Genomic DNA, 25,809 nt, shown 5'->3' on the forward strand with positions numbered 1-25,809 from the left:
ATCGAGCGCGTGATCCTGCACCGGTCCAGCCGGGGTTCGAGCTCGAGCTAGTCAGTGAGATCGCGCGGATGGCCGAGGCGAGCCTGAGCGAAGGCGAGAAAAGTCGCCTCCGGGAAGACGGCTTCGTGTTCGGCAAGTCCGGTTGCAGGGCCCGATACCCCCTTTACCGAAAAACGCTCCGGCGGTGCCGAGGTCGGCTGATACGCGAGTAGAGGAACCTATTAGGCAGGTTCAAATCCCGGGAGTGCAACCATTTCAAATTGCTCTTCTGCACCGCTGCATGAGCAATGGTTGTGGGGGCCCGCAACCACCCAGAGTTGACTCTGTTACCCGACCCGCACTGACTTCATGATCGTAATGCGCTCGATCACCAGATTGGCGTTCGCGTCCACCGAACGCCCGGAAGCGGTCACCGTATCGCACAAAATGGCAGGAGCTTTGGCGCTTGGCTGCTGAACACGTTGGACGGCGAGTTCTAGTAGGTCCGCGTGACCAGCCTCCGCTATATCGTCCGATCATAGGGTTAGTGCATCATCGTTTCGGGCGACATGGCGGCCCGCGCCGTGCGAGTTCCACGGAGATGGCCGCATCAATTCGACAACAATCCTGTCGAGCGCGCCATCCGACCCGTGGCGCTGGGCGCAAGAGCCACCTGTTCGCCGGTTTCCCAACAGCCGACTCGTCGTTGGCCTATCATAGCGATCGGAGATGACGGCGGTGAGCGGTGGGCAACTGTCTGCTCGTTCATCGCCGCGGCAAGGCTCAACGATGGCGAGCCCGATTCCTACCTCGCCGATGTTTTCCAGCGTGTGGTCGGCGGCCACCCAATGAGCCGGATCGACGACCTTCTGCCCTGGAACTGGGCGCCCGAAACCCGTCTATCCCCAACCAAGCGTGCAACGCCCGAACGCATACGAAGAGGGAAGGGTTAGGCACCCAGAGTAAGCTTTCCGAGAAAGTATCTTGGCTTTGGGCGGCCCGCTCTCGAGGTACCAGCGCAATGGATCGGATTCCACGCCAACGGATGAAGTTCGAAGCGAAGATACACAAGACACCTTTGATCGGGTTGCTTTAACTTTATACAGGCGAATAAAATCACTCCCGTGTGACGAGCCCGGTACACCCGGCGCTTGACGTCTTTCGCATCCACCCAGGGGAGAGCTAGAAAATTGAGAATGCAGTTTATCGATGTCGCGGGGACCCCGACTCGCTGCGTCATGGCGGGGAATAGCGATGCCCCGGCGATCTTGCTCCTGCACGGACTGGCCCTGACGGCGGAGGTCTGGCTGCGCAACATCGAAGCTCTGGCCCGCTCGCACCGGGTCATCGCGCCGGACATGCTCGGCCACGGCTTCACCAAGCCGGCCGATAATGCCCCAATCGATGTTCCGGCAAAGCTGCGACATCTCAAGGGACTCGTCGATGCTCTCGGTCTCAAGCGGCTGTCTCTCTGCGGCAGTTCCTACGGTGCCTTGATGGCATCGCTCTTCTTTCTCGAGAATGAGGATCGCGTCAGTAAGCTCGTCATCAATGGCAGCGGCTCCTGCTTCAACACGGAGGAACAGCTTCAGGCCCAGGTCGGCAAGCTGCACGCGCTCTACGGGCCGGACCAGGTCACGCAGTCGACGAGGGAGATGTGGCGCGAGCGCATCGGCAACAACTTCCACGACGCCTCGAAGGTCCCGGAGGAACTCTTGTCGATCGCCCAGCTGTGCTACGCCCAGCTTTGGGCCCCGTCCTGTTTGGCAGAGACGATGGCGGCCATGCAGGATCCCGAGCGCTTCCGACCCTTCCGGATCCTAGAGCGCCTGGAAGAGGTGAGTTGCCCGGCCCTGGTGGTCTGGGGGCGCAACGACCGCGGCGGCTCCCTGGAAAGCGCCGAGGCCGCAGTTGCGCGCCTGCCGAAGGGCCGCTTGGTAGTCTTCGACGATTGTGGGCACTACCCCATGCTCGAGCATCCGGAAAAGTACAACAATCTCGTCGCGGAATTCCTCGCGGGCGCTTGAGACTAGTCGAACGGCGTCGGATCGAGGAAACGCCGCACCACGTTTTCCGTGATGCGCGAGACGTTGTTATCGTAGCCGGCGTGGGACAAGGCGCCCGCCCAGGCGATGGAACTGGTCGAAAAGACGGCCCCGCCACTCGGCGTTTCGTAGAAGACCATGTCGCAGCGCACCAAGGGACAGGTCTCACCATTATTGGCCGAGTGGGTGTGGGTCAGCTCCTCCTTCATCCAGTGATAGGAGGCGGTGAAGTCCGTCGCCGTCGCGACCACCAGAGCATGCGGCGGCGTACCGAGCCCCGCATCCGCGCGGTCGACTTCCCAGCCGGCGGCCCCGCCACCGATCAGGCCAAAATCGCCGATGCGTTCCTCCGCGCCGATTCCCTCGAACGCGAAGGCGGCACGGGGATCGAAACTTGCCGGCATGCGCTCGAAATAGGTGGAGAAATCGAACCCCTGGGCTGACATGCCGGTGCCGGCGACCGACTGGGGCGCGCGTCCCATACGCCGCCACATGCCGCCCAGTTCTCCAGAGAAGCTGTGGTAATACTCGCCACCTTCTGCGGCCCAGGTGCGGATACCGTCTTCCGCCCGGCGCATCTCGATGACGCCCGGAAGCTCCGGATGGTAAGTGGTGCGCCAGTAGAACCCGTTGCCACCGAGATAGATGAAGCGACCGCCCTTCTCCTGATAGGCGGCGAAGGCGTCCAGCATGCGCTTGGAGGGATACTCCGGGTGGGTTCCCGTCATGACGCAGCTGTAGGGCCGCAGGAGCGCTTCCCCCTCACACTCCACGTCATCCTCCGTCAGGAGATCGTAGGCGATACCCTTCGCCTCCAGCCAATCGAGAATATGCGTATCGGCGGGCAGCTGCCAGAGACGCTCTCCGGGGCGCATGTTCAGGATCGGGCGCAAGCGCGAGGCATAGCAAACGCCGCTGCCGTCGCTGTGATGATCGTAGAGGGAACAGCCGAACTCGGGGTGCTCGTGCAGGAAGAGCGTGGTCGCGTCTATCGTCGTGAAGACGCCGCGAACGTTCTCCCCCTCGCGCCATTCGAGGTGATGGTGCGTGTTGCTGTACGCCCAGTAGCTCGCGGACGGCATAATCAAGGCCAAGGGGGCCCTCGCAGTGCCGCGCGGCGGCCGTACGACGAAGGGGATCCACTCCTCGTCCTGCTCTCTGGTCAGGCGCGCGCAATAAAGCCCGCTCGCTAGGTCTTCGGGAACCTCGAGCTCGAAATCCGTGTCCCAGCCGCAGTCATAGAGGTCGTCGTCGTGGAAGTGAATGGCGCCGTAGTGCTCCGGCCGGTGCGTCCAGTTGTACTCGCTGCCGTCCCAGTTCCAGCCTTTCATCGCGCGGGTCGGCAGATTCACCGTCCGCCCATGCACCCCTCGCGGAGAAGAATCGAGGATGCGGGTCGTGGAGATCTCGCGGCTGAAATTCCAAGCCGCGACGAGGCCCTCGTCGAGCGCAGGGACCCTCGCCTCTTCGAGAAGCGCGGAGCGCTCGTCCCTTGAAAGCGGGCGGGCAAGGACCGCCGGACTGTCGATCTTGCCGTTGTAGTGCGCGGTAGCGGCGCCGTCCGCGGCGAAGCCCGCGGCGATGCGGAAGCCGCTTGCGCACTGCGTGGCAACAGCCAGTTGGGCCTCCGCTTCGGCGGTGGTGTCGCCGGCGGTGGCGTAGCGCTGGAGCGGGCGTTGCGCCAGCCAAGTCTCCCCGGTTTCGGCGTCGAAGCTCGCCGCGATGAGGTACCAGTGGCGCTCCAGGAGAGCTCGTCCGGAAGAGAGCCCTGCCTCCCCGAGGCATAGCGAGAGACGGCCGGACTCGTCCAAAGCCAGGGAATAGCCCCGCCCACCCAGCACGACCTGGTATCGACCCAGCAGCGGCGTCGTCGGCCAGACGTAGGCAAGCAGGGTAAAGCTCTTCAGAGCGAAGGGCGCCCCCTCTTCGATTTCGATGTAGGAACCGCAGGCCACGCCTTGGCGGCGCCCAGGACGCTCGCCATCGACAGGCGTCCGAAGCCTTTCCGTTTTCAATCCGATATTGGCGTCATCTCCACAGATCAGACGCTCAAAGGCCACGCGATAAGCCCCCTCAGCACTGACCTTGAAGGCGATGCGGTGTCCCGCCTCCACGCTGAAGCGATCCGCGTAGCCGATCACCGAGCGGTGGGTGAGGTCAGTCTTCAAGCTGGAGGTGCTCGGCAGAGGCTCATCGCCGTCGAGGTACAGCGGCTGGCCCGTATGACGCTCCCAGCGCGCTCGGAAGATCGCCCATTGCGCCTCGGCCGGGGTAGCGAAGCCCTCGCCGTCGAAAATTTCCAGCGGACTTCCCTTGCGGCCCGTGCTCCGTGCCAGCTGCCAAGGGCCGCTGCGGCGCGGCTGCACCGCGATGATACGATCCTCGAAAGGATCCCACCGCAGGATCTTCAGCACCTTCTGAAGCTCCTCGCTGTGCGGTCCGAAGGGCCGCTCCCGGAATTCACGCGCGAGATCGAGACGTGACGGATCTACCTTGCGCATCTGTGCTCCTCGCGGGCTGGCGAAGCTCCCTCAATCGAGCCGGCGCGACATAGCATCATAGAGAGTCCTCAAGTGCTCGGGGCCGACGAAGCTGCCGCCGTCGACGATCTGGCTGTCGCCGATCCACACCGACTGATCGAGCACGATTCCATCGGGATGGTTCTCTCCACCTCCGGGTTCCCACCATGGAAGCCCCATGCCGATGGCGTTGCTTCCCGGTACGCGAATGTCCTCGATGAACTGGCGCTGTGTCAGCATCGCCGCTGGGTGGAAGCCGAAGGTGAAGTGAATGAAGTTCCCATAGCCCCGGCCTCCGCCGGAACGCCTGAGGGCCCGCTCGAAGCTGATACGATCTTCGGTGGCGCCCCCGGTGAAGCCGCGGATACCGCCTTCGGCTTCGATCGTGATCGGCTCGCGTAGCGCGCGGTAGTACTCGTCGAAGAGAGCCTGAATCACGATGCGGCCAGTCACACTTTCCATCACCGGGTAGAAGCTCTGGGTTCCGGGCACGGTGTACATGCCGGGGTCCTTGCAGATACCCTTACGCGCCAGCTTCATCTTATCGAGCTTCAAGCTGACCTCCGTGCCGCGCGGACAGGTGAAACGGAGGGCCTCCCCTTTCGCCTGGTCGAAGTACTCGGCAAGAGCGATGTTGAACTCCAGCATGGCGGCAAAATCGACGCAGCCATAGAGCCTCTCGAAGGTCTCGGCGGAGGAAAGCGCGAGCAGGCAGTAGCGGGTGCGCCGCCGCTCCATGGCCGCAGCATGCACGCCCGAGCCGGCGTGATAAGGAAAGCAGAAGTCGAGCCATACGTCGGACTCGACCGCCGCGGCCTTGAGCGAGTCGCCGACATAAGGGTCGGAGAGTCCGCCCTGGTAAGGCAAGGTCGGGGCAAGCGCGACCAAAGGCATGCCGCCGGCGCGCGCCACGCTTCCCGCGACCGTGTCCAGAAGCCGCATTTCGGTGCTGTAGTCGCCGGTGATCAGGACGCTCTCGCCCGGGGCCACGGCAAAACTCTCTGCAACCAGATTATCCGCTGCGCGCAGGAGCCGCGGAGACGTCATCGAAGTCATCGCAATACCCTTGGTTCGCCTCAGTTCTCGGCGCCGAGATAGGCGTTTTGCACAAACTCGTCTTCCAGCAGGGCCCGACCTTCTCCCTCGAGGATGATGCGCCCCTTCTCAAGGACATAGGCACGGGATGCCACTTCCAGAGACGCGCGGGCGTTCTGCTCGATCAGCAGGACGGAAACGCCGGTGCCGGCGATCCGTCGAATCAGCCCAAAGATCTCCTGCACCAGCTTCGGCATGATGCCGAGCGACGGCTCGTCCATGATCAGGAGGCGTGGCTCGCTCATCAGCCCGCGGGCGATGGCGAGCATCTGTTGCTCGCCGCCGCTAAGCGAACCGGCGATCTGGCTCCGCCGCTCCCGCAATCGTGGGAAAGTCTCATAGCTCCGCTCGAGGAGTTCCTTGACGCGGGCACGGCGGCGCTCCTTGTAGGCGCCCATAAGCAGGTTTTCCTGAATGGTCATCTGAGCGAAGACCTGCCGGCCCTCGGGCACGAGAACGATTCCTCGCCGCATGACCCGGTGAGCAGGCAGGCCCGAGACCGCTTGGCCTTCGAAGGTAACACTGCCCACCGCCGGCGCCAGGGCGCCGGCGGTGACCTTTGCCGTCGTTGTCTTCCCGGCACCGTTGGAACCGAGCAGAGCAACGACTTCTCCCGGGGCCACTTGGAAAGACACGCCTTCCAAGGCGCGCGCGCCTCCATAAGCAAAATGAACGCTATCGACGACAAGTCCGTTCATGAGGCCGTCGTCCCTAGATAGGCGTCGATCACCGTCTGGTCGGCGAAGACGTCGGCGGCGGCGCCGTCGGCGATCTTTCGGCCGGCTTCGATGACGATGACCCGGTCGGAAACGCGGCGCACCGCCTTGATGTCGTGCTCGACCAGGAGCACGGTCACCTCGGCCTCGCGGATCTTCGAAAGGACGTCGGTCAGCTCGCGCGTTTCCTTCTCGTTCAAGCCCGCGCAGGGTTCGTCCGCCAACAGCAGGATGGGCCGCGCGGCAATGGCGCGCGCCAGTTCCAGACGACGCAGGTTTCCGATGCTGAGAGAGCCGGCGGGCTGGTTCGCCCAGGGTGTCAGATGGCAGATGTCGATCGCTTGCGTCGTCGTCGCCATGGGATCTCGCACGCCGAGGCGGCCAAAGGAGGCCGCGACAAGTACGTTCTCCCGCACGCTCAGCTCGGGAAAGGGCTTCGAGATCTGGAAGGCCCGTGCAATGCCCTGGCGGCAGACGCGGTAGGGCGCACTGCCGGTGATATCCCGTCCATCGAACAGGATCTTGCCCGCCGTAGGTTTCAGATAGCCGGAAATCATGTTGAAGAGGGTCGACTTCCCGGCCCCGTTCGGCCCGACGATGCTGGTGATGCTCTGCGGCTCCACCGTGAAGGAAACCTCCTCGATCGCGCGCAGGCCCTTGAACTGCTTCGTCAGGCTGTCGATGGTCAGCAGAGTCATGGCGTCGCTTCCACTGTCTCTGCAAGACGCCGCCGGGACCAGGCCCTGCGAAACAGGCCCAGAAGCCCCTTCGGAGCCAGGATCACCATGGCGATAAGCACAGCTCCCGTCAGCATCATGTGCAGGTCGAGGAGGTCGCCAAGCACGACCTGAGTGAGAAGGATCATGATCGTCGCACCGATCAGCGGCCCGGCGACCGTGCCGATGCCGCCCACCATGCTGAAGAGGATCAAGTTAAGGCTGATGTCGATCCGGAAGACAGTCTCGCTTGTCATAAAGCCCAGGCCGTAGACGTAGAGCACCCCACCCGCCGCGGTCAGCATCGCGCTCAGCACGAAAGCGACCAGCTTGTACCGCTCCGTGGGAACCCCGAGCATAGCGGCGGTATCCTCGTCCTGGCCGATGCAGGTAAGACCAACGCCAAGCCTCGATCGCTTCACCAGAACAAAGACGGCGACGCTCACCAGGCAGAACAGCAGGAACAAGAAGTAAAACAGCTGCACTTTTTCCAGACCGGGGAACTTCAGTAACGGCAAGGGGAACCCCATCGCTCCCTGGAACAGGTCGAAGGTCTTGCTGACCTCGCCCAGGATTTGCGCGAAGGCCAGCATCGCGATCGCGAAGTAGATGCCACGAAGCCGTAGGACAGGCAGCGCAACGGCGACCGCCGCAACGAGAGAGATCGCTACCGCAAAGGCGAGGCCGATGATCAGGCGCGCCGCGACGGAGAACTCGGCGCCGAGCTGCTGGCCTAATAGGCCGGCCGCAAAGGCCCCGAGACCAAAGAAGGCGGCGTGGCCGAAGCTCCAATAGGTCGTGAATCCTCCGAGGAGATTCCAAGCAACGGCCAAACCGCCGAAGAGCAGGATTTGCTGCGCGAGACGCAGATGGAAAGGCGAGGCAACGAAGGGCAGAACCACGGCCCCTGCCAGCAGCAGCGCGGCCAGCGCCCAAACCGTCGCCGGAACCGGTTTATGGAACCCACGCATCAAACCGATCCCTTGTAGGCGTTACCGAGGAGACCGTTCGGCCGCACTATGAGCATGAGCAGAAGCGCACTGAAGATGAAGACGTTGGAATAGAGCGAGCCAACGTACTGCGAGGAGAAGGTGCTGATCTCCCCCAACAGCAAGCCGCCCAGCAAGGCGCCCACGGGACTGCCGACCCCACCGAGCACGACGGTGACGAAGGCATTCAATGTCCAGTAGGTGTCGTCAAAGGGCGAAAAGGGATTGATGAGGCCGATAATGATTCCCGACGCCCCGGCGAAGGCTGCGGAAATCCCGAAGGTGACCGCATATATGCGCCGCGCATCGATGCCGCAAAGCCCTGCCGCGAAGTCTTGCTGTGCGGTGGCCCGCATCGCACGCCCCACCTTCAAGTGGTAGAGAGCCAGCGAGAGAAGACCAAGCAACAAGAGGCTCGCGATCAGCCCCGTCGCGCGCGCGCCATCGACGATGACGTCACCGATGTGAAACGTATCGACCAGCCACGCCGAGGAGAGGAACTGGACATCCGGACCGAAGACAAGAATCACCGCATCTCGAAGAATCAAGCTCGCGCCGAAGGTGATCAGTAGGCTGCTCATGAGCGAACTGCGGCGGACCGCGCCGGCCACCAGGGTAAGCTGCAACAGCGCCCCCAGCACAAAAAGTGCGGCGCAGACGATAGGGATCGCCGCCAAGGGATCGATCCCCATCGTCTGCTTGAGGGCAAGGCCTAGGTAGGCGCCCAACAACACGAAAATTCCGTGCGCGAGGTTGACGATGCCGAGCACGCCGAAGATGAGCGAGAATCCCACCGCCGAGAGCGAGAAGATTCCCCCCAGAATCAGCCCATCGACAAGGGTCTGAAAAAAGAGTGTTCCGTCCATTTTTTAGGCTGCTGCCAATCCTTCCAGCGAACGGGAGATGGCGGAGCTACCCCTTTTGCGCCCAGGTCGGCGTCGGGTAGACGAGTTCGCCCGTCTTAAAATCGGTCGGGAAGATGACCTTGATCTTGCCATCCTGCACCTGGCCGATCTTCGCGCCCATCAAGATGGGGTCGCCATCGCCGTCCTCGGTGAACTTGACCGGGCCGAAGGCCGTCGTGATGTCGATCGCATCCAGGGCATCCCTCACCGCCGCCGGATCTATGCTTCCTGCGGCACGCATCGCCTCCACATAGGTGGTGATGCAGGCGGAGGCCCCAACGGTATGATAGCTCAGCGGACGCTTGTTCGTCTCATTGTAGTAGGAGATATAGGACTCGGTGTCGCCGAACACCGGATCGCTGAAGTCGAGGCTGGCGTCCCAGGGCAGCTGCATGATGACTCCTGTCGCCTTCGCACCCAGGCTTTCGCGATAGGCGGGAAGCTGCGGCCCCAGGAACTGGTACAGCAGGGGCACGTTCGTCTCTGTCGCAATCATCTGTCGCACGATCACGAGCGAGTTCTGATCGACCGTGGTCGTGATCAGGATATCCGGAGTTCGCGAGCGGATCGTCGCCAGCGCGCTGGAGGCATCGGTCACCTGCTCAGGTAATTCGAGGACATCCAGGACCTCGATCCCGATTTCCTTGCAGCCCGCGGCGGCGGCCTCCGCGTTCAGCTTCGAGAAGGCGCCGTTGGTCGCGATGATCGAAACCGACTTGGGCTTCGGCTCGATGGTCTTGAACAACTCGATGCTGGTGACCCACGCACGGCTCGCCCGAGGGAAGAGCCCGAAGATGTAGTCATAGCCCTGCGTGAAGATCTGATCCGCCGAAGCACCGACCTGGACCATGATCTTGCCGGCTGCCTCGGTAATACCGGCGCAGGGCAGCACGACATTGCTGCCGTAGGATCCCAGGAAGAAATCCACGCCCTCGTCGACCTGACGCTGGATCAGGGTCGTCGCGCGGGCCGGGTCGCTCGCGTCATCGACGATCCCAAGCTCGAAACGGTACGCCTTTCCCCCGATCTCGACGCCGCCCATCTCCTCGTTCAGGTACTTGATCGCAGTCTCGTAGCCGTGCCGAATGTTGAGGCCCGTTTCTGCGTAACGCCCGGACATGCCAAGCGAACCGCCGAACCGGATCACGCCGCCGTCTTGCGCGCGTGCCGGAGCAAAACGCAATGCGGTAGAACCGACCACGGATGCTCCGAACAATCCAAGCGCGGTCCTGCGCGAAATTTTCGTCATCATCATACTCCCTGTTCTCACGTTTGATTGTGATTTCCGTTAGATATCCAAGACGAGCAGATCACCCTTGCACCCCGAAACGCACACCGTCATGAGATCTCCGGAGCGCCTTTCTTCGTCCGACAGCACCTCGTCACGATGCTCCGGCTCGCCTTCAAGGACGCGCGTGATGCACAGGCCACAGACCCCCTCCATGCAGGAGCAGTCGACCGCGACGCCGTTCTCCTGCAGGACCTGGAGGATGGTTTTGCCCGGATCGACCCGCAAAGTCTTCCCCGTTCGGGCCAAGCGAACTGCGAATCCGGAGGTGGCCTCAGCGGCGGGCCGAGAGCCCGGCTCCGCGGTGAAAGATTCCCAGTGAACAGCGGACAAGGCTTGGCACGAGGCTGCGACGGAACGCGCTCGATCGATGAAAGCGTTCGGCCCACAGACATAGAGTTGCGAGCCGGTCGGAGCCCCCCGCAGCAAGGCATCCATCCGCGCGCCGACCGCATCGGCTTCCACGCCGAAATGAAACTGGACATGGGATGCAAAGACGTGGCTGGCGAGAAAGTCGTGAAAGGCGGCATGCTGGGGCGTGCGCGCGAAATAGTGCAGCTCGAAAGACTGGCCTCGCCGCCGCGCGTCCTTAGCCATGCTGAGGAGCGGCGTTATGCCGATCCCACCAGCAAGGAGCACAAGGTGCCGCGCGGAGCGGTCGAGGGGAAACTTGTTGTCCGGCGGTGCCACTCGAACGATGTCGCCGACGCGCAACCGATGCACGGCCTCGGAACCACCCCGGGAGTCCGCCTCGCGCTTCACGGCGATGTGGTAGTGGCGCTTTTCGCCCGGCCCATTGTATAGTGAATACTGTCGGACGAGCTTCTCCGCCAACCGAAGCGTAATGTGCGCGCCAGGACCCGCCGGAGGAAGGGCGAGACCGTCAGGATCAGCGAGCGTCAGAGAGAGGATGTCAATTGCCTCCGGGTGGAGCGCTGTTACCTGCAGCCGCATCTCCTTGGCAGTAGGTGACGTCACCGCCCCGACCCGAACATGCGGTCGATATATCCGTTTAGAAAATGATGGATCGGCTTTTCCATCACCGACATCCGACCGGGAACATAGTTCGGAAGAGACATCGCCTTCTGCATCGATTCGATCATCGAGCGATCCTCTTCGTAGATCTTCATCTGATAGTCCTTGTAGACCTTGAGCTTCTCGTCGAAGTCAGGGTCGCTGAAGAACTCCTCCGGGAAGAGGACGTAGATAAGAACCTCGCACTTGTTTGGCCCGACCGGCCACGCGACCAGCATTTTCACGCAATCGATGCGGCCGAAGAGCGTCAGATTCGGCAACCGGAACCCGGTGCAAGCGAAGCTATTTTCCTCGGACTCCAGCCAAGGCGCCTTGCTGAACAAGGTTTGGCCGTCCGGCGTCGACGGCGCGGCATCGTAGCGGATCGTAATACCGCCTTCGTCCTTCAAGGAGACATTATCAGTGGTCCAGGAGAACCGCGCCCCGAAGGTGTTCACGTGCAGGACCCCTACGTGATAGAAGTCCATCAGGTTTTCGTGCAGAAACTTCCAGTTGCAGTTCAGCTTCAGCGTCGTGACATCCGCCAGGCGGCACCTTTCCGTGTGAAGCTGCGCGAAATCCTTCTCGAACTCCACCATGGCCTCGGTAAAAGGCTGCGGTTCCGATGCGAAGCTGATGAAGATGTTGCCCCGCCAGGTCTCGAGATGGATGCGCGGAAGGCGGCAGGTGCTGGGATCGAATCCCTCCGACTCCTTCATGTAGGCCGCACCTAGCAGCTTACCGGAGAGATCGTAGGTCCAACCGTGATAGGGGCACTTGAAGTGCCGCAGGTTGCCCTTACCTTCCGCAACCTCTACGCCGCGGTGCCGGCACATATTGTGGAATGCGCCGAGAGTGCCATCCTTGTCACGGGCGATGATAGTCGGGCGATCGATGATGCGGCGCGCTTCGTAGTCGCCGGGATTCTCGAACTGCTCCTCCCGGCCGACGAAAAGCCAATCCTTGTAAAAGTACTCTTCCAGCTCCCTGCGATAGATTTCTTCCGAAGCGTAGATTCCACCCGGAAGATGGCGGGCCCGGATCAGATCTTCGCGCGTTTCGGCGATACTTGCCTTTTCATCCACAGCAGCCTTCGTTTGCGCGATGTCTGTCGTCATGATCACTCCCTCGCCTTCACCGGCTTCCTTTTTAGATGCTATCGAAGCTCCACAACCTTCGTCGTGGCGTAGCAACAATTCTCGTTCGATCACCGTTCCAAGCGACTTGATACGAACGTATAAAGTGGAAAATACAGATGCGGCCGGGCGGAATCAACAGTCTTTCTTGACGCCCCCGAACTATGGTGGCAGCCAATCCACCCTCCCCGGGATGTGAGGCCTTTTATGAGCGAGACGAAGAATGGCCGGCGGGCCAAACGCAGCGCGACCAGCAGCTTTTCCAAGAAGGCCCCGGAGGTACGCCGCAAGGAATTGATCGACGCGACCTTTCGCTGCCTATGCCGCTATGGGACGGGAGAAGTCAGTGTTCGGCTTATCGCACAGGAAGCCGGTCTCTCGTTGGGAATGGTGCGGCACCATTTTCGCACCAAGGACGAACTTTTGGCGGCAACGCTAAGGCACCTCTCTGCGAAGGTGCAGGCACAGACCCGCGAAGCGTTAGCCGCTACGGACTTGTCTCCCGTCGAGCGGCTTCACGCCTTCATCACCGCCTGTCTTCATCCCGGCGCGTTGGATGCGGACTATGTCCGAGCGCGCTTTCTATTCTGGAGCTTGGCCCAGACCAATCCGACCGTGCGGGCGGTGCATGACGAGATCTACGCCCGCTTCGAGGGCGAGGTGCGCCGCCTCGTGTCTGACGTCGCGCAGGAAAAGGGGGTCGATCTCGATCTTGATGTCATCACATTGGCGATCCTGGCGCTGCTCAAGGGAATCTGGGTCGAGTGGAGCCTTGCCCCGAATCGCGCCGACCCGCTCAAGCTTGCCGAGCAGATCCTACCGGGCCTCGACGGAACGTTCGCGACCAAGGCCCGACGTTCGCCAGGTCTCGGTAGACTCGTCGCGGAAACGCCTGTGCCAAGGCCCGCTGGCGGACACGCGCGATAGGTGTTTTATCGGGATTCGGAATCGCTCTCGACTTCCATTAGTCACACGGCGCCGGCTTTCGCCAAGCGTCCGACCTCCGCTTCCGACATGCCCAAAAGGTCCACGAAGACTTTTTTGTTGTGCTCGCCGACCTCGGGACCGGTCCAGCGAATCGCCTTGGCTTGGTCGAAGCCCATAGCGGGCACGACACCAGGATGCAGAACCTCGCCTAGGCGAGGATCGGGCATCCGCTGAAGCATGCCGCGATGGTGAAACTGGGAATCCGCGGCGATATCCGCGATGGTGTATATGCGGCTCGCCGGAACATCCGCCTCGTCCATTGCAGCCTCCAGCTCCGCGATCAGTTTCGTGCGCGTCCAGGCCGCGATTTCCCCGTCGAGCGCCGCCGCATTGCTGACCCTCGCGGGATTGTCCGCGAATCGCGCATCGCTGAGGAGCTCCGCCCGGCCCATCGCCTTGCAAAGCCTGGCGAAGAGGGAATCGGAATTGGCCCCGATCAAGAACCACTTCCCGTCTTTCGAGGGATAGGCATTCGATGGCGCCGTCGTCGCCAGCGACGAGCCCTGGGGCTGCCGGATATCCCCGAAGAAGCCGTACTCCGGCAAACAGCCCTCAAGCAGGCTGAAGACGGACTCCGTCAACGCGACGTCGACATGCCTCTTCGAACTCTTCTTTCCCGCCTGCTTCTCGTAAATGGCCGCCAGAAGGCCGAGGGCTCCATACAGACCGGCGATGCTGTCCCCTATGGAGATGCCGGTTCGAACAGGTGGCGAGTCGGTCGCTCCGGGCGGATAGCCGGTCAAGTGCCGTAGGCCGCCGATCGCTTCGCCGATGAGTCCGAAAGCGGCCCTGTCGCGCTGCGGGCCGGACTGACCGAAGCCCGAAATCTGCACGACTACGGCCTCAGGATTGGCCTTCTCGATCTCCGGCAAGCCCAGCCCCCACTTGTCGAGTTGACCGGGTTTGAAGTTCTCCACCACGGCATCGACATGGGCGACCAGTTGTCGCGCCACCTTGATGCCTTCCGGATCCTTCAGATTGATGGTCACGGACTTTTTGTTCCTTCCGTGGACCGACCACCAGACGGAATCGCCCTGCCCGTCCGGCACCTTTCCCCAACGGCGCACGGGGTCGCCCCTGCCGGGTGGCTCGACCTTGATCACCTCCGCGCCCAAGTCCGCCAGCACGCGCGTACAGAAGGGGGCCGCGATGAAATGCCCGAGTTCCAGGATTCTCAATCCGGATAACGGGGACGCCTTGCTACTCTTTTCGTTCATCACCAATCAGAAAACATAGGGTTGTGTACCGGGATCACATGAAGCCGAGCTGGCTCAGCTTTCGCGCTGGCTCCAGCAAGGCTGGTCGGGCGATCGCCCCATCACGAAATAGTTGTTCCGGCCCGATCCAGAGTGACTGCTGCGTGACGCCCCCGTCGGGATGATGCTTTCCGCCGCCCCGAGATCACTCTGCGTGTCGGCGGTCATCAACACTGTTTCCGAGGGCTTTACGCCAAAATGATTTCTGACCAGGCGATCCGCTCCACGCGCCGCCGAGCGCCCCCCTAGGTTCGCGCTCAAGTTCTCTCCGCATTATCATCTGCCGCCACTTCCTCATTCAGGAACCGGAGGACTTGCTCGTTACAAATTTCGGGATTCTCGATCATCGGAAGATGACCGCAGTTGTCGATTGCGACCAGGCTCGCGTCGTGCCCCAAGCACACTGAAGGAACCAACGCGCACCGCTCCTCGCACCATGTCATTGCGCCCGCTGCTCCGCCGTACGCTCGGGGAGCACCTGGGCGATCCGCTCCCTGGGGACTTGCCGCAGGTGGCTTTCGGTTTGCCCTCCGGGCAGCCTCGCTATCCGATCGGCCGCGTTCAGCAACCGCTCCAGATCGATTCCGGAGTCAACGCCGCCCCTGGTAAAGGCAAAGACCAAGTCTTCCATCGCTGTGTTGCCCGAGGCCCCGGGAGCGAAGGGGCACCCGCCGAGACCGGCGGTGGCAGCGTCGATGATTCGAACGCCGGCACTGTAGGCAGCGAAGGAGTTGGCCACGCCCATGCCGAAAGTATCGTGACCATGAAAGGCCCAGGTCGCCTGCGGATCCTCCTTGATCAGCGCCGAAAATCGTGTCTCTACGGAAAGGGGGTCCGCGCACCCCGTCGTGTCGCAAAGCGCGAACTCGGCATCGGGTGCGATGGAGCGGGCCGCAAGATAGACCCGGCGCAGGTCATCCAAGGAAACGGTCCCGTCGAAGGGACAGTCGAAGGCCGTTGCGAGATCGATGCGCAGCGCGTAGTCGCCCGATCGCCCAATCGTTTCGACGATCGACCGCAACTGATCGAGGGACTCTGCGACGGATCGCCTGACGTTCTTTCGATTGTGCGTTTCCGAGACCGAGACTACGAAGACGAGGGCACGGTAGCCGCTCTCGAGGGCAATCTCCGCGCCCTTGGAGTTCGGCACCAGTATGCTGAGCCTTGCATCCTTCCGGTCTCGGAAAGCGACCGCGACTTCGGCCATGTCCGCCATCTGGGGAACCGCCTTCGGATTCACGAACGAACCGATCTCCATCCGGCGGAACCCGGCCTCCAGCAGACCGTCGATGATCGCGATCTTTTCCGCGGTCGGTATCGGCTCGCCGATGGACTGGAAGCCGTCTCGCGGGGCGACTTCGACGAACTCGACTCTTCGGCGGTCAGTCACAGGATTTCCACCTCTTCATGCAGGTTCGGAAGAGAGCCGATCGCTCTTCAGGCTTGCCTGCCTTTGGGCTTGCCCGGCGAAGGCAGTGATTGCGGGACGTCGCAAAGACCCACACGCTCCCTCCTCATGGCGCTTTTCGCTCGACACCGAAGCAAGCCGCTCCCTCGTTCATCCGACGGCTTCACCCGACAGCGCGAATGTGCTTGACCGGACGGCCGGGAACCATGGCGGCGACCGCCATCGCGATGGACTCCGCGTCGATGCCGTAATGGCGATAGAGGTCCTGAATCGCCCCCGTTTGGCCGAAGCGTTCCACGCCGAGATTGACGGTGCGATGACCGTAGATTCCGGAAAGCCAAGATAGCGTCGCCGAGTGACCGTCGATCACCGTGATCAGCGTGCAGTGGCGCGGCAGCCCGGCCAACAACCGCTCGACGTGACTCGGCGCGGTCCGTCCCTGGATATATTCCTGCTGGGACGTCTTCCATTCGGCGTAAAGTCTGTCCGCGGAGGTCACTGCCAGGACACCGACGTCGCGGCGATCCTCGCTGATCATGCCCGCCGCGGCGATGACCTCGGGCGCGATCGCGCCTTGATAGGCAATCACCGCTTCGCAGTTTGGCCCCGGCTCGCGCAGCCAGTACGCGCCCGCAATCACAGAGCGGCTGAAGTCCTCGGTGACCGGGCGGCGGATTTGCTCGACGGGCTTCGTCGAGAGACGAAGGTAGACCGAGCCCCCCTCCTCCTCGCGCTGCATATAGTCGAAGGCCCAGTCCATGATCACTGCGAGCTCGTCGACATAGGCCGGCTCATAGGATAGGAGCCCGTCCTGCGACATCCCGATCATGGGCGTGGCCACCGATTGATGCGCGCCGCCTTCCGGCGCCAGAGTCACGCCCGAGGGCGTGCCGACCAGGAGGAAGCGGGCATCCTGGTAACAGGCATAGTTGAGCGCATCGAGCCCGCGCGCGATGAAGGGGTCGTAGAGCGTCCCGATCGGCAGCAGCCGTTCTCCAAAGAGCGAATGGGACAAGCCCGCCGCGCCGAGCAGCAGGAAGAGGTTCATCTCGGCGATACCGAGCTCGATGTGCTGGCCCTCGGGCGAAAAGCCCCACTTTTGGGTGCTTGGGATCCGCTCGTCCCGGAAGAGATCCGCAATGGGCTGCGGCGAGAAGAGCGCGCGCCGGTTGACCCAGGGCCCGAGATTGGTCGAGACCGTCACATCCGGAGACGTCGTGACGATCCGCTCGGCCAGCTTACTGTCGCCCCGGGCAAGCGCGTCCAAGACCTTTCCGAAGGCGGCCTGGGTCGCGATGACCTTGTCTTCGAGCCGCACGGGGCCGACCGACGACACACGCTCTGCCTTGTGGCGCCGCCGACCCTTCGCCTTGAAGGGGACGGTTTGAAGGAAGGCCTCGATTTTCGACCTGGACAGGGAGAGCCCCTCATAAGGCTCCCACTCATAGCCCTCCCGCACTCCCATTTGCTGGCGGAAAGCCTCCATGTGCTGCGGCGTCATCAGGCCGGCATGGTTGTCTTTGTGCCCCGCCAAGGGCGTTCCCCAGCCCTTTACGGTGTAGGCGATGAAGACCGTGGGACGGTCGTGATCGATGCTCTCGAACGCCTCGATCACCGTCTCCAGACAGTGCCCGCCGAGATTGGCCATCAGTTCGGCAAGCTCCGCATCGCTGCGCCTGTTCAACAGCGCCGTCACCTGGACCTGGTCGCCGATCTCGTCCATCAGACGCTTACGCCACGCTTCGCCGCCCTGGAACATCAGCGCGGAGTAGAGAGAGTTGGGGCAGCTATCGATCCAGTCCTTGAGCTTTTCGCCGCCGGGCTCCCCAAAGGCCGCACGCTGCAGGGCACCGTACTTCATCGTCACGACGTCCCAGCCGAAGGCACGGAAGACGCTCTCCACGCGCTCGTAGAGTCCCTCGCGGACCACGCCGTCGAGGCTCTGGCGGTTGTAGTCGATGATCCACCAAGTGTTGCGCAACCCCTGCTTCCAGCCCTCCTGAAGACATTCGTAGACGTTCCCCTCGTCCAGCTCGGCATCGCCGACCAGGGCGATCATACGACCCTCGCACAGCTTCTTGCCCCAGGGCTTCGCGCGCACATAGTCCTGGATCAGGGAGGCAAAAGCGGTCATTGCCACGCCCAAACCGACCGAGCCCGTCGAGAAATCCACGTCGTCCGCGTCCTTGGTGCGGCTGGGATAGGACTGGGCGCCGCCGTAGCCGCGGAAGGCCGCCAGCTTCTCGCGGGATTGCTGGCCCAGGAGATACTGGATTGCATGAAAGACGGGAGAGGCATGGGGCTTGACCGCAACCCGGTCCTCCGGACGCAGGATCCGGAAGTAGAGCGCGGTCATCAGCGTCACCATGGAGGCGCAGGAAGCTTGGTGCCCCCCGACCTTGATCTCGTCGACCGTTTCGCGGACGTGATTTGCGTTATGGATGGTCCAGGAGGCGAGCCAGAGCACTTTCCGCTCGAGCGCTTTCAAGACAGTCTTGGACTTGGCGTCGATCATGCGCGACCCGTGATGGTAAGGCCATTAATGATCGAGATCATGGCAGAAAGCCGGCGGCAGATGTTTGCTATCTTTCAGCAACCCTTCTATAGAATTGGCAGAATCTGCCAGGAAATCTCTTATGGACGAAATAGATTGGAAGATTATCACCGCCCTGCAGCAGAATGCGCGCCTGACGAACCAGGAGCTGGCGCAGAAGGTGGGGCTGTCGCCCTCACCCTGCTTGAGACGGCTGAGAAAGCTGGAGGAGGAAGGCGTCCTTTGCGGCTATCGGGCCTTGATCGATCAAGAGCAGTACGGCCTGCCGATCAACGCCTTCGTGTCGATCCGCTTGGAGCGCCAGACCGACGCCGCGATCCGCGCCTTTGAGCGGGCGATCCAGGATCTCGACGAGGTGCAAGAGTGCTATCTCATGACCGGCGCCCGCGACTACCTTCTGCGGGTTGTAAGCCACTCTCTTCAGGCTTACGAACGCTTCGTGCGCGAGCGCCTCACCCGCATTGAAGGCATCGCATCGATCGAATCCAGCTTCGCTTTCAATCAGGTCAAGAAGAACCCGAAACTGCCCCCTCCGGCCGCTCTGAGCTGATCTCATCCGCCAGAAGCTCGCGGGCCTGCGGGACGCCTTGGCCGATCCGGCGCTGCGCTCGGAAGCGTTTCGGAAGCGTTGGAGATTCTGCGCGGGCTGATTGAGCGCGTGATCGTGCGGCCGGCCGGGATCGGTTTCGAGATCGGATTGATCAGGGGATTGCGCGGATGGTGGCCGCGGCCTCTGGCGCAGACAACAAAAAAGCCGCGCTCCTCACGGAAGCGGCTTCATGTTCGGTCAAGGTGGTTGCGGGGGCCTGAAACCACCGACAGTTAACTCGGTCCTGTGAGGCTCAAATCGGAGGTACGCATTCGAACTTGCTGTCGATTGGTCAATGCTGCCTCGGCACGCTCAGTCTACTTCCGCGCCAGTCGAGCACGCGCGAGAGTACGGCTCCATAGCTAGGATGACCAGCCGCTCGATTATACGCCGGTCAACGAGGACGACGCCGTCGCGGACATTCGCCCAGAGATCGATGATCTTCTGGGCCTGTATCACTCCGTCCGCAGTGGGCGTATAGGCATTGTTGATGAGTGGGATCTGACGTGGATGGATCGCCATCTTGGCGGTAAAGCCAGAGCCAAGGTTCTCCGGGCCTCTGCGCCGCAGCCGTCCGAAGCATCGACGTCGATGTAGGGCATGTCGATTGCCGGAATCCCAGCATGCGCTGCGGCGTGAACGATGCGGGAGCGCGGAATCAGTAGCGCTTTCCACCCGGGGAAACCCCAAGCGCCGCCGACAGGTCCAGCCCGCCGAACATCAGGAAAGAGCCCGCTACAGCCCTGTGGTATCGCTGCGCCTTGAGGCTGAAACCTGAGCGCTTGGTCGTCATCGACGGGCGGGTGTCTCAACCAAGACTGCCAGCGATTCATTTCTCGGATCTGCGCAAGGATCTTCACTTGATTCTCGACCTAGCCCTCAGCGCGCGAGCAATGGATCAGGCGTCTTCGGGAAAATGGCAAGCGACCCTGTGACCCGGTGCCGTCTCCGACGTCTCTCCTAAAGCGGGTATCTCGGCCGTGCACTGGCCGACTGCTTTCCGGCAACGTGTCCGAAATCTGCAACCGGACGGTATGCGTATGGGGCTCGGAATCTCGCCCTGCAAGAGGGCCTGTTCACCGCGAACGCGTTCAGATAGCGCAGCCGATAGAAGGTCCCGCGTATAAGGATGCTGTGGTTGCTGAAACAGATCGTCGCTATTCGCCAGTTCGACAATTTTACCTAAATACATGACCGCCACGCGATCGCTGAGATACTCGACAACGTTGAGGTCGTGAGAAATGAATAGATAGGCGAGGCCGAGATCCCGCTGAAGATCTTGGAGAAGGTTGATGATCTGCGCCTGGATCGACAGATCGAGCGCGGAAACCGGTTCGTCCAGCACGATTAGTTTTGGACTCAGGGCAAGTGCTCGGGCGATGCCGATGCGTTGGCGCTGACCGCCAGAGAATTGGTGCGGATAGCGGTTGGCGTGGTTGGGATCCATGCCGACCTGCTCGAGCAGCTCGAGGACACGATCCCTTAGCGTCTTGCCCCGGTACTTTCCGCTGATTTCCAGTGGGTAAGCGATGATCTCGGCGATGGTTCGGCGGGGGTTGAGAGACGAATAGGGATCCTGAAATACCATCTGGACTTCTTGTCGCAGCCAGCGCAGTTCTTGGTACTTCAGTGTCTGAATGTCCTGCCCCTGGTATCGGATGATGCCGGACGTTGGATCGATGAGACGCATGACCATCTTTCCAGTGGTGCTTTTGCCGCAGCCGGACTCGCCGACGAGGCCGAGCGTCTCACCCGCGCGAATGCTAAAGCTGACGCCGTCGACCGCCGTCAGCCGGGCGGCCTCCCGGCTGAACACCCCCCCGGTCCGGATCGGAAAGCTCTTCGCCAAATCGCGGACCTCGAGCAGAGATGTGTCGCCGCTCATGCCGAGTCCTCCCGGATGCAGCGGACCTGCCGGTCAGGCCCGACGGCGCGCAGGCGTGGCACGTCGATCCAACAGCTGTCGTCCACCTCCGCGCAACGGTTTGCGAATGGGCAACCCGGCAGCGGGTTCGCGAGATTGGGGGGAGTGCCGGGGATCGCACGCAGGCGGCCGCGCTCGCCGATCCGCGGACGCGATGACAGCAGGGCCCGGGTATAGGGATGACGGGGAGTCTCTACGATACTGCGAACGCTCGCAGTCTCCATTACCCGGCCGGCATACATCACAGCCACCCGGTCGGCGATTCGCTGGACTACACCGAAATCGTGCGTAATCAGCAAGATCGCCATGTTGAACTCAGCCTGCACTTCCTTCAACAGGCTCAGGATCTGAGCCTGTACCGTGACATCGAGGGCTGTCGTCGGCTCGTCGGCGATCAACAGCGAGGGGCGAAGCGCTAGCTGCATGGCGATCATGACCCGTTGCCGGAGGCCGCCCGAGAGTTCGAACGGATAAGCGCCCAGGCGACGCGCCGGGTCGGGGATATGGACACGGGCCAGCATCTCTATTGCGATGTCGCGGGCCTCGGCGCCGCCGACGTCCCGATGCTGGAGAATCGCCTCGGCCATCTGGCTCTCGATGGTAAAGACCGGGTCGAGAGAGGTCATCGGATCCTGAAAGATCATGGCGATCCGGCTGCCCCGAATGGCCAGCATCTCCCTCTCTGACTTGCCGATCAGGTCTTCGCCGGCGAGCCGAATGGCACCGCTAGCGATTCGGCCCGGCGGGGACTGAACCAGGCCCATGATGGACATCGCGGTTACCGACTTTCCGCTTCCGGATTCGCCGACCACGGCCAGGACCTCGCCCGGATTGATCTCGTAGGAGACGCCATCAACCGCCTTGATAATGCCGCGATCGGTATCGAAATAGGTGCGCAGATCCTCGATCTGCAAAAGAGGCCGAGAAGGCGCCGTCGCCCCGGCGGGTCTCGACAGGCCATCGCCCTCGATTGGAGTGCCCTCTCTCGCATGAATGGCCGCCATCGGTGTGACCTCGCTCATTGACGCAGGCGCGGGTCGAGCGCATCGCGCAGGCCGTCGCCCAGGAGATTAAAGGCCAGTGCCACCAACAGCAACATGACCCCAGGCACGGCGCTGACATGCGGTGCGATGCCGAGAACACTGCGTCCCTCCGCGGTCATGATGCCCCAGTCAGCGATCGGCGGCTGTACACCGAGCCCGAGAAAGCTCAGCCCGGCCGCGAAGACGGTCTGCAGGCCCATGGTCGTCGTCCCGTAGACGATCACAGGCGAAAGCACGTTGGGCAGCACGTCATGCAGAATGATGCGCAAATCGCTGGCGCCGCAGGCTCGCGCCGCCTGAATGAACTCTTCCTCGGCGATTGTCATCGTCGCCGTGTAAACCACTCGCGTAATGAAAGGGATCAGGACGACGATGATGGAGAGCATCACGTTGGGCATCCCCGGACCGAGGATTCCTGCTATCGCAATGGCCAGCATGACGGTGGGAAAGGCATAGAAGACGTCCAGCACACGCATGATGAACTCGCCGATGCCTCTGCGATAGAAGCCGGCGATTAGGCCTAGCAGGAGGCTGATCGCCGTTGCGACGATTACAGGTGCAAGGGCGATCGGCAGCGAAACCCGAGCGCCATATATCAGACGGCTGAGGATGTCTCGGCCCTGGCCATCGAGACCGAGAATGTGGCCCTCGGTTCCAAAGCCTTGAAGCCGCAGAGCCGGATCAGCCTCGTACGGGTCGTAGGGCGCAACAACGGGCGCGAAGATCGTCATGATGACGACGACCGTCAGGAACAAGGCACTCGCCATCGCCAGCTTGTCACGCTGGAGGGCAATCCAGAAAAGCCGCAGCGAACTTTCCGCCTGACGCACCGCCTGAGCCTCTCGAGCTTCCCATTCGCGTCTACGGACAAGGCCATTGCTTGGTTCGCTTTGGCTCGCGGTCACGGTCGTTTCTGCCACGGATCCTCCTCAGGCTCAGTGCGCACGCAGCTTCGGATTGAGATAGGCGACAATGATGTCGGCCAGAAGATTCAGCAGGACGAAGAAGAAGGCGATAAAGAGCATGGCTCCCTGAACGACGGGCACGTCGCGGGCGAGGATTGCGTTGTAGAGCTGCAGCCCGATGCCGGGCCAAGAGAAAATGACTTCTGTGAACAGCGTGCCGCCGAGCAGAAAGCCGGCCTGAAGACCGGTAATGGAAACGATGGGCGGCAGCGCGTTGCGCAATGCATGCTTATAGATCACGTTGGCTTGAGGCATTCCCTTCGCGCGTAGGGCGGTGATGTAGTCGCGGCGGATCACCTCGAGCATGCTGGATCGAACGAGCCGGGTGATCACCGCCAGCGGTATCGCCGCCGTTGCGACGGCAGGCAGCACAAGATGATGCAGCAGATCAAGCGGGCCGCCGTCGCCGCGGATCGATGTCATGCCGCTGGTTGGGAACCAGCGCAGTTCGAGCGCAAAGATGTACATCAGCACCAGTGCCAACCAGAAGGTCGGGGCCGCGGCACCGATCACGGCAAAGACCGTGCTGATCCGGTCGACAAAGGAGTACTGCCGTACTGCTGATAGAATGCCGAGGGGCAGACCGATCGCGATCGCAATCAGCAGGCTCGCACCCGCAAGGATAAGGGTGTTGAGGAACTTCGGCAGGACCAAGTCGGCGACGGGGACTTGAAGTGCGATCGATCGGCCCATGTCGCCCTGCAGCATGCTGGTGAGCCAGGACCAGTACTGCTCGTGGATCGGCCGGTCGAGTCCGAGCTCCGCCCGAATCGCGGCGACCTTCTCAGCGGTTGCGCGCGGGCCGAGCAAGGTGGCGGCGACGTCGCCTGGCACGAGCTGCAGGAACAGGAAAATGACGATCGAGACGCCGAACAGGATCGGCAGCACGGCGATGAGTCGGTTGAGAGCGTATTTCCCCACGACGGTTCTCCGCAGCCTCGAAGATAATCAGGCGCCTGGGCGGCGGCCACGCGCTGCCGCCCAGGCGATTCGTCAGTTGTTCAACCAGACGGTGCGGAAATCCATCCAGTTCTGCGGCGCATGGACATAGCCCTCAACATTCGGCCCCAGAAGCACCGGGGTGTCCGAGTGGACCAGCGGCACCTGCGAGGCGTCCGACATGACGATCTCGTTCACCTTGGCGTAGAGCTCGTGGCGCTTGGCATCGTCCATTTCCAGAAGCGCCTGATCGAGGAGAGCGTCGGCCTGATTGCTGTCGTACCAGCCGACGTTCGAACCGCCGGGAGCCTGCCACTTGGAGTGGGCGAATACCTCCATCCAGAACGGCGTCGTCATGCCCCAGGACATCCAGTAGGCGTGTTGATCTTCCTGGATGCCCTTCCACCAGAAGCTGAGATAGGTCTGCCACTCATAGGTCTCGAGCTTGACGTTGAAGCCGGCCTCGTTGAGGTTCCGCTGCATCCATTCGGCGATCGGCAGGGGAACCATGTTGCCGGACCCGCCGGTCGGCACCAGTAAGTTCATTTCGGGAGGCTCGGGACAGGTGGAACTGGCGATGAGCTGCTTCGCCTTCGCCGGGTCATAGGGATAGGGAACGAACTCCGGATCGAAGGACGGGCTGCCCGGGGCGATCATGCCGTAGGCCGGTCGTGCCGCGCCCTGCAGCAGCGTTTTCGCCATGCCAGCGCGGTCGATGGCATAGTTGATGGCTTGGCGGATGTTCACATCTTCCAGGCACTTCTCGCGCATGTTGAGCGTCATGTAGATGATGTGCGGTGTCGGCCCGGACGCCACCTTGAAACCGGCGGCCTTCATGGGCTTGAGGGAGTCCGGCGGCGGGCTCCAGACGACATCGACTTCTCCTGCCTGGAGAGCGGCGACTCGCGTGGCCGGATCAGTCATCGGACGGAAGATGATGCGATCGACGTAGGGCGCCTTGTAGCGGGGATCTTCGAGCTTGTTGCCCCAGTAATCTTCGAAGCGCTCCAGCACGATTTTCTCACCACGGACGCGCTCGACGAATTTGAACGGACCGGTGCCGACAGGGTGCTCACCGACCTCATCATTACCCCATTTCTCCCAGTTCGCCGGGCTCATCAGACTGGTGTTGCCGCACCCGCCGTCAACGAGCTTGCCGATGAACTCGCCGAAAGGCCGTTCCTGGATCAGCTTGATCGTGTAGGTATCGACGATCTCGATCTCCTTCAGCGCCTGCCAGGAAAAGCCGGTGCAAGATGCGGCCTTGGCCGAGTATTGCGGGGCGCTTTCATCCCACATGCGCCGAATGTTCCACTCGACGGTTTCGGCCGTGAACTCCGTCCCGTCGTGAAACTTCACGCCCTTGCGCAGGAAGAACGTGTATTCCAACCCGTCCTCCGATACCTCCCAGCGCTCCGCCAGACCGGGAATGATCTGCGGGACATCGACATCGCTGACCGTCAGGTCCTCCATGAGCAGCGTGTCGAACATGTTGCGATTGACGCGCCAGGTAATCCAGCCGCCAGCCGCTTGGTTGTCCAGAAAATCGGCCTCGGCGTCCATAGCAACGACGAGTGTCCCGCCGCGTTTTGCCTCCTCCGCCTGAGGGGATGTCGCTGGCCAACCGATCGCAGTTGCCAGCAGCAGCGCATACATACCGATGTTTCGAGCCCTCATCGGTCCTATATCCTCCTCTGTTCAGGTTAGCTGTTCCCATGCCGCTTCTCGAGACTTCGGGGTGA

22 protein-coding genes are annotated in these 25,809 nt (G+C 62.1%); 4 read left to right on the forward strand and 18 right to left on the reverse strand.

Features of this window, described 5'->3' with window-relative positions:
* The first annotated feature begins 548 nt into the window (after positions 1–548).
* Together DT069_RS22515 and DT069_RS22520 are read left to right on the forward strand one after the other, a co-directional pair.
* A complete protein-coding gene (locus DT069_RS22515) occupies positions 549–932 on the forward strand; it encodes a transposase domain-containing protein (protein ID WP_119462596.1) in 384 nt (127 codons plus the stop codon).
* Between the two features lie 243 nt (positions 933–1,175).
* Positions 1,176–2,006, forward strand: coding sequence for an alpha/beta fold hydrolase (locus DT069_RS22520; RefSeq protein ID WP_119462597.1), 831 nt, complete (start codon positions 1,176–1,178; stop codon positions 2,004–2,006).
* 2 nt (positions 2,007–2,008) lie between these two features.
* Here DT069_RS22520 and DT069_RS22525 read toward each other — a convergent pair whose 3' ends face one another.
* The 9 genes from DT069_RS22525 to DT069_RS22565 all read right to left on the reverse strand — a co-directional run bounded on the left by DT069_RS22525 (position 2,009) and on the right by DT069_RS22565 (position 12,477).
* A complete protein-coding gene (locus tag DT069_RS22525) occupies positions 2,009–4,525 on the reverse strand; it encodes a N,N-dimethylformamidase beta subunit family domain-containing protein (RefSeq protein WP_119462598.1) in 2,517 nt (838 codons plus the stop codon).
* A gap of 30 nt (positions 4,526–4,555) precedes the next feature.
* Positions 4,556–5,590, reverse strand: a complete 1,035-nt coding sequence (locus DT069_RS22530; protein WP_162913380.1) for a 2,5-dihydroxypyridine 5,6-dioxygenase NicX family protein — start codon at positions 5,588–5,590, stop codon at positions 4,556–4,558.
* A 29-nt stretch (positions 5,591–5,619) separates the two neighbouring features.
* The gene (locus DT069_RS22535) at positions 5,620–6,336 is read right to left on the reverse strand and encodes an ABC transporter ATP-binding protein (protein WP_119462600.1); all 717 of its coding nucleotides are present in this window, start codon (positions 6,334–6,336) and stop codon (positions 5,620–5,622) included.
* On the reverse strand, positions 6,333–7,052 hold the full coding sequence (locus DT069_RS22540; RefSeq protein ID WP_119462651.1) for an ABC transporter ATP-binding protein: 720 nt from the start codon (positions 7,050–7,052) through the stop codon (positions 6,333–6,335). Before DT069_RS22540 ends, DT069_RS22535 begins: the two co-directional genes overlap by 4 nt.
* The gene (locus DT069_RS22545; protein ID WP_119462601.1) at positions 7,049–8,041 is read right to left on the reverse strand and encodes a branched-chain amino acid ABC transporter permease; all 993 of its coding nucleotides are present in this window, start codon (positions 8,039–8,041) and stop codon (positions 7,049–7,051) included. The genes DT069_RS22540 and DT069_RS22545 overlap by 4 nt, the downstream gene beginning before the upstream one ends.
* On the reverse strand, positions 8,041–8,925 hold the full coding sequence (locus tag DT069_RS22550) for a branched-chain amino acid ABC transporter permease (RefSeq protein WP_119462602.1): 885 nt from the start codon (positions 8,923–8,925) through the stop codon (positions 8,041–8,043). Before DT069_RS22550 ends, DT069_RS22545 begins: the two co-directional genes overlap by 1 nt.
* Positions 8,926–8,971: 46 nt before the next feature.
* Entirely contained in the window at positions 8,972–10,165 is a 1,194-nt protein-coding gene (locus DT069_RS22555) for an amino acid ABC transporter substrate-binding protein (RefSeq protein ID WP_162913381.1), read from the reverse strand.
* An 87-nt stretch (positions 10,166–10,252) separates the two neighbouring features.
* Positions 10,253–11,230 (reverse strand): PDR/VanB family oxidoreductase, encoded by a 978-nt coding sequence (locus tag DT069_RS22560; RefSeq protein WP_119462604.1) that lies wholly within the window; start codon positions 11,228–11,230, stop codon positions 10,253–10,255.
* A complete protein-coding gene (locus DT069_RS22565; RefSeq protein ID WP_162913382.1) occupies positions 11,227–12,477 on the reverse strand; it encodes an aromatic ring-hydroxylating oxygenase subunit alpha in 1,251 nt (416 codons plus the stop codon). Before DT069_RS22565 ends, DT069_RS22560 begins: the two co-directional genes overlap by 4 nt.
* A gap of 132 nt (positions 12,478–12,609) precedes the next feature.
* On the opposite strand from DT069_RS22565, the gene DT069_RS22570 reads away from it, so the two are divergent.
* Positions 12,610–13,329, forward strand: coding sequence for a TetR family transcriptional regulator C-terminal domain-containing protein (locus DT069_RS22570; RefSeq protein WP_119462606.1), 720 nt, complete (start codon positions 12,610–12,612; stop codon positions 13,327–13,329).
* A gap of 41 nt (positions 13,330–13,370) precedes the next feature.
* Here DT069_RS22570 and DT069_RS22575 read toward each other — a convergent pair whose 3' ends face one another.
* From DT069_RS22575 to DT069_RS22590, 4 genes are all read right to left on the reverse strand, one after another.
* Positions 13,371–14,606: a CaiB/BaiF CoA transferase family protein gene (locus tag DT069_RS22575; protein ID WP_119462607.1), complete on the reverse strand. Its 1,236-nt coding sequence runs from the start codon at positions 14,604–14,606 to the stop codon at positions 13,371–13,373.
* Positions 14,607–14,660: 54 nt separating this feature from the next.
* On the reverse strand, positions 14,661–14,813 hold the full coding sequence (locus DT069_RS24790) for a hypothetical protein (protein WP_162913383.1): 153 nt from the start codon (positions 14,811–14,813) through the stop codon (positions 14,661–14,663).
* A gap of 271 nt (positions 14,814–15,084) precedes the next feature.
* Positions 15,085–16,035, reverse strand: a complete 951-nt coding sequence (locus DT069_RS22585; protein ID WP_119462609.1) for a hydroxymethylglutaryl-CoA lyase — start codon at positions 16,033–16,035, stop codon at positions 15,085–15,087.
* A gap of 181 nt (positions 16,036–16,216) precedes the next feature.
* Complete coding sequence (locus DT069_RS22590; protein WP_119462610.1) at positions 16,217–18,568, reverse strand: transketolase-like TK C-terminal-containing protein; 2,352 nt, start codon at positions 18,566–18,568, stop codon at positions 16,217–16,219.
* A 121-nt stretch (positions 18,569–18,689) separates the two neighbouring features.
* Here DT069_RS22590 and DT069_RS22595 point away from each other — a divergent pair, with 121 nt between their 5' ends.
* Positions 18,690–19,157 (forward strand): Lrp/AsnC family transcriptional regulator, encoded by a 468-nt coding sequence (locus tag DT069_RS22595; protein ID WP_119462611.1) that lies wholly within the window; start codon positions 18,690–18,692, stop codon positions 19,155–19,157.
* A gap of 937 nt (positions 19,158–20,094) precedes the next feature.
* Here DT069_RS22595 and DT069_RS22605 read toward each other — a convergent pair.
* From DT069_RS22605 to DT069_RS22625, 5 genes are all read right to left on the reverse strand, one after another.
* Positions 20,095–21,081, reverse strand: a complete 987-nt coding sequence (locus DT069_RS22605) for an ABC transporter ATP-binding protein (protein ID WP_119462613.1) — start codon at positions 21,079–21,081, stop codon at positions 20,095–20,097.
* Positions 21,078–22,124: an ABC transporter ATP-binding protein gene (locus DT069_RS22610; RefSeq protein ID WP_119462652.1), complete on the reverse strand. Its 1,047-nt coding sequence runs from the start codon at positions 22,122–22,124 to the stop codon at positions 21,078–21,080. Before DT069_RS22610 ends, DT069_RS22605 begins: the two co-directional genes overlap by 4 nt.
* Before the next feature lie 14 nt (positions 22,125–22,138).
* Positions 22,139–23,083 (reverse strand): ABC transporter permease, encoded by a 945-nt coding sequence (locus tag DT069_RS22615; RefSeq protein ID WP_119462614.1) that lies wholly within the window; start codon positions 23,081–23,083, stop codon positions 22,139–22,141.
* Positions 23,084–23,098: 15 nt separating this feature from the next.
* Entirely contained in the window at positions 23,099–24,049 is a 951-nt protein-coding gene (locus DT069_RS22620; RefSeq protein ID WP_119462615.1) for an ABC transporter permease, read from the reverse strand.
* A 72-nt stretch (positions 24,050–24,121) separates the two neighbouring features.
* The gene (locus DT069_RS22625; RefSeq protein ID WP_119462616.1) at positions 24,122–25,744 is read right to left on the reverse strand and encodes an ABC transporter substrate-binding protein; all 1,623 of its coding nucleotides are present in this window, start codon (positions 25,742–25,744) and stop codon (positions 24,122–24,124) included.
* Positions 25,745–25,809: the final 65 nt, after the last annotated feature.

The sequence above is a fragment of the Virgifigura deserti genome (assembly GCA_003576685.1).
Classification (GTDB): Bacteria; Pseudomonadota; Alphaproteobacteria; order Dongiales; family Dongiaceae; genus Virgifigura; species Virgifigura deserti.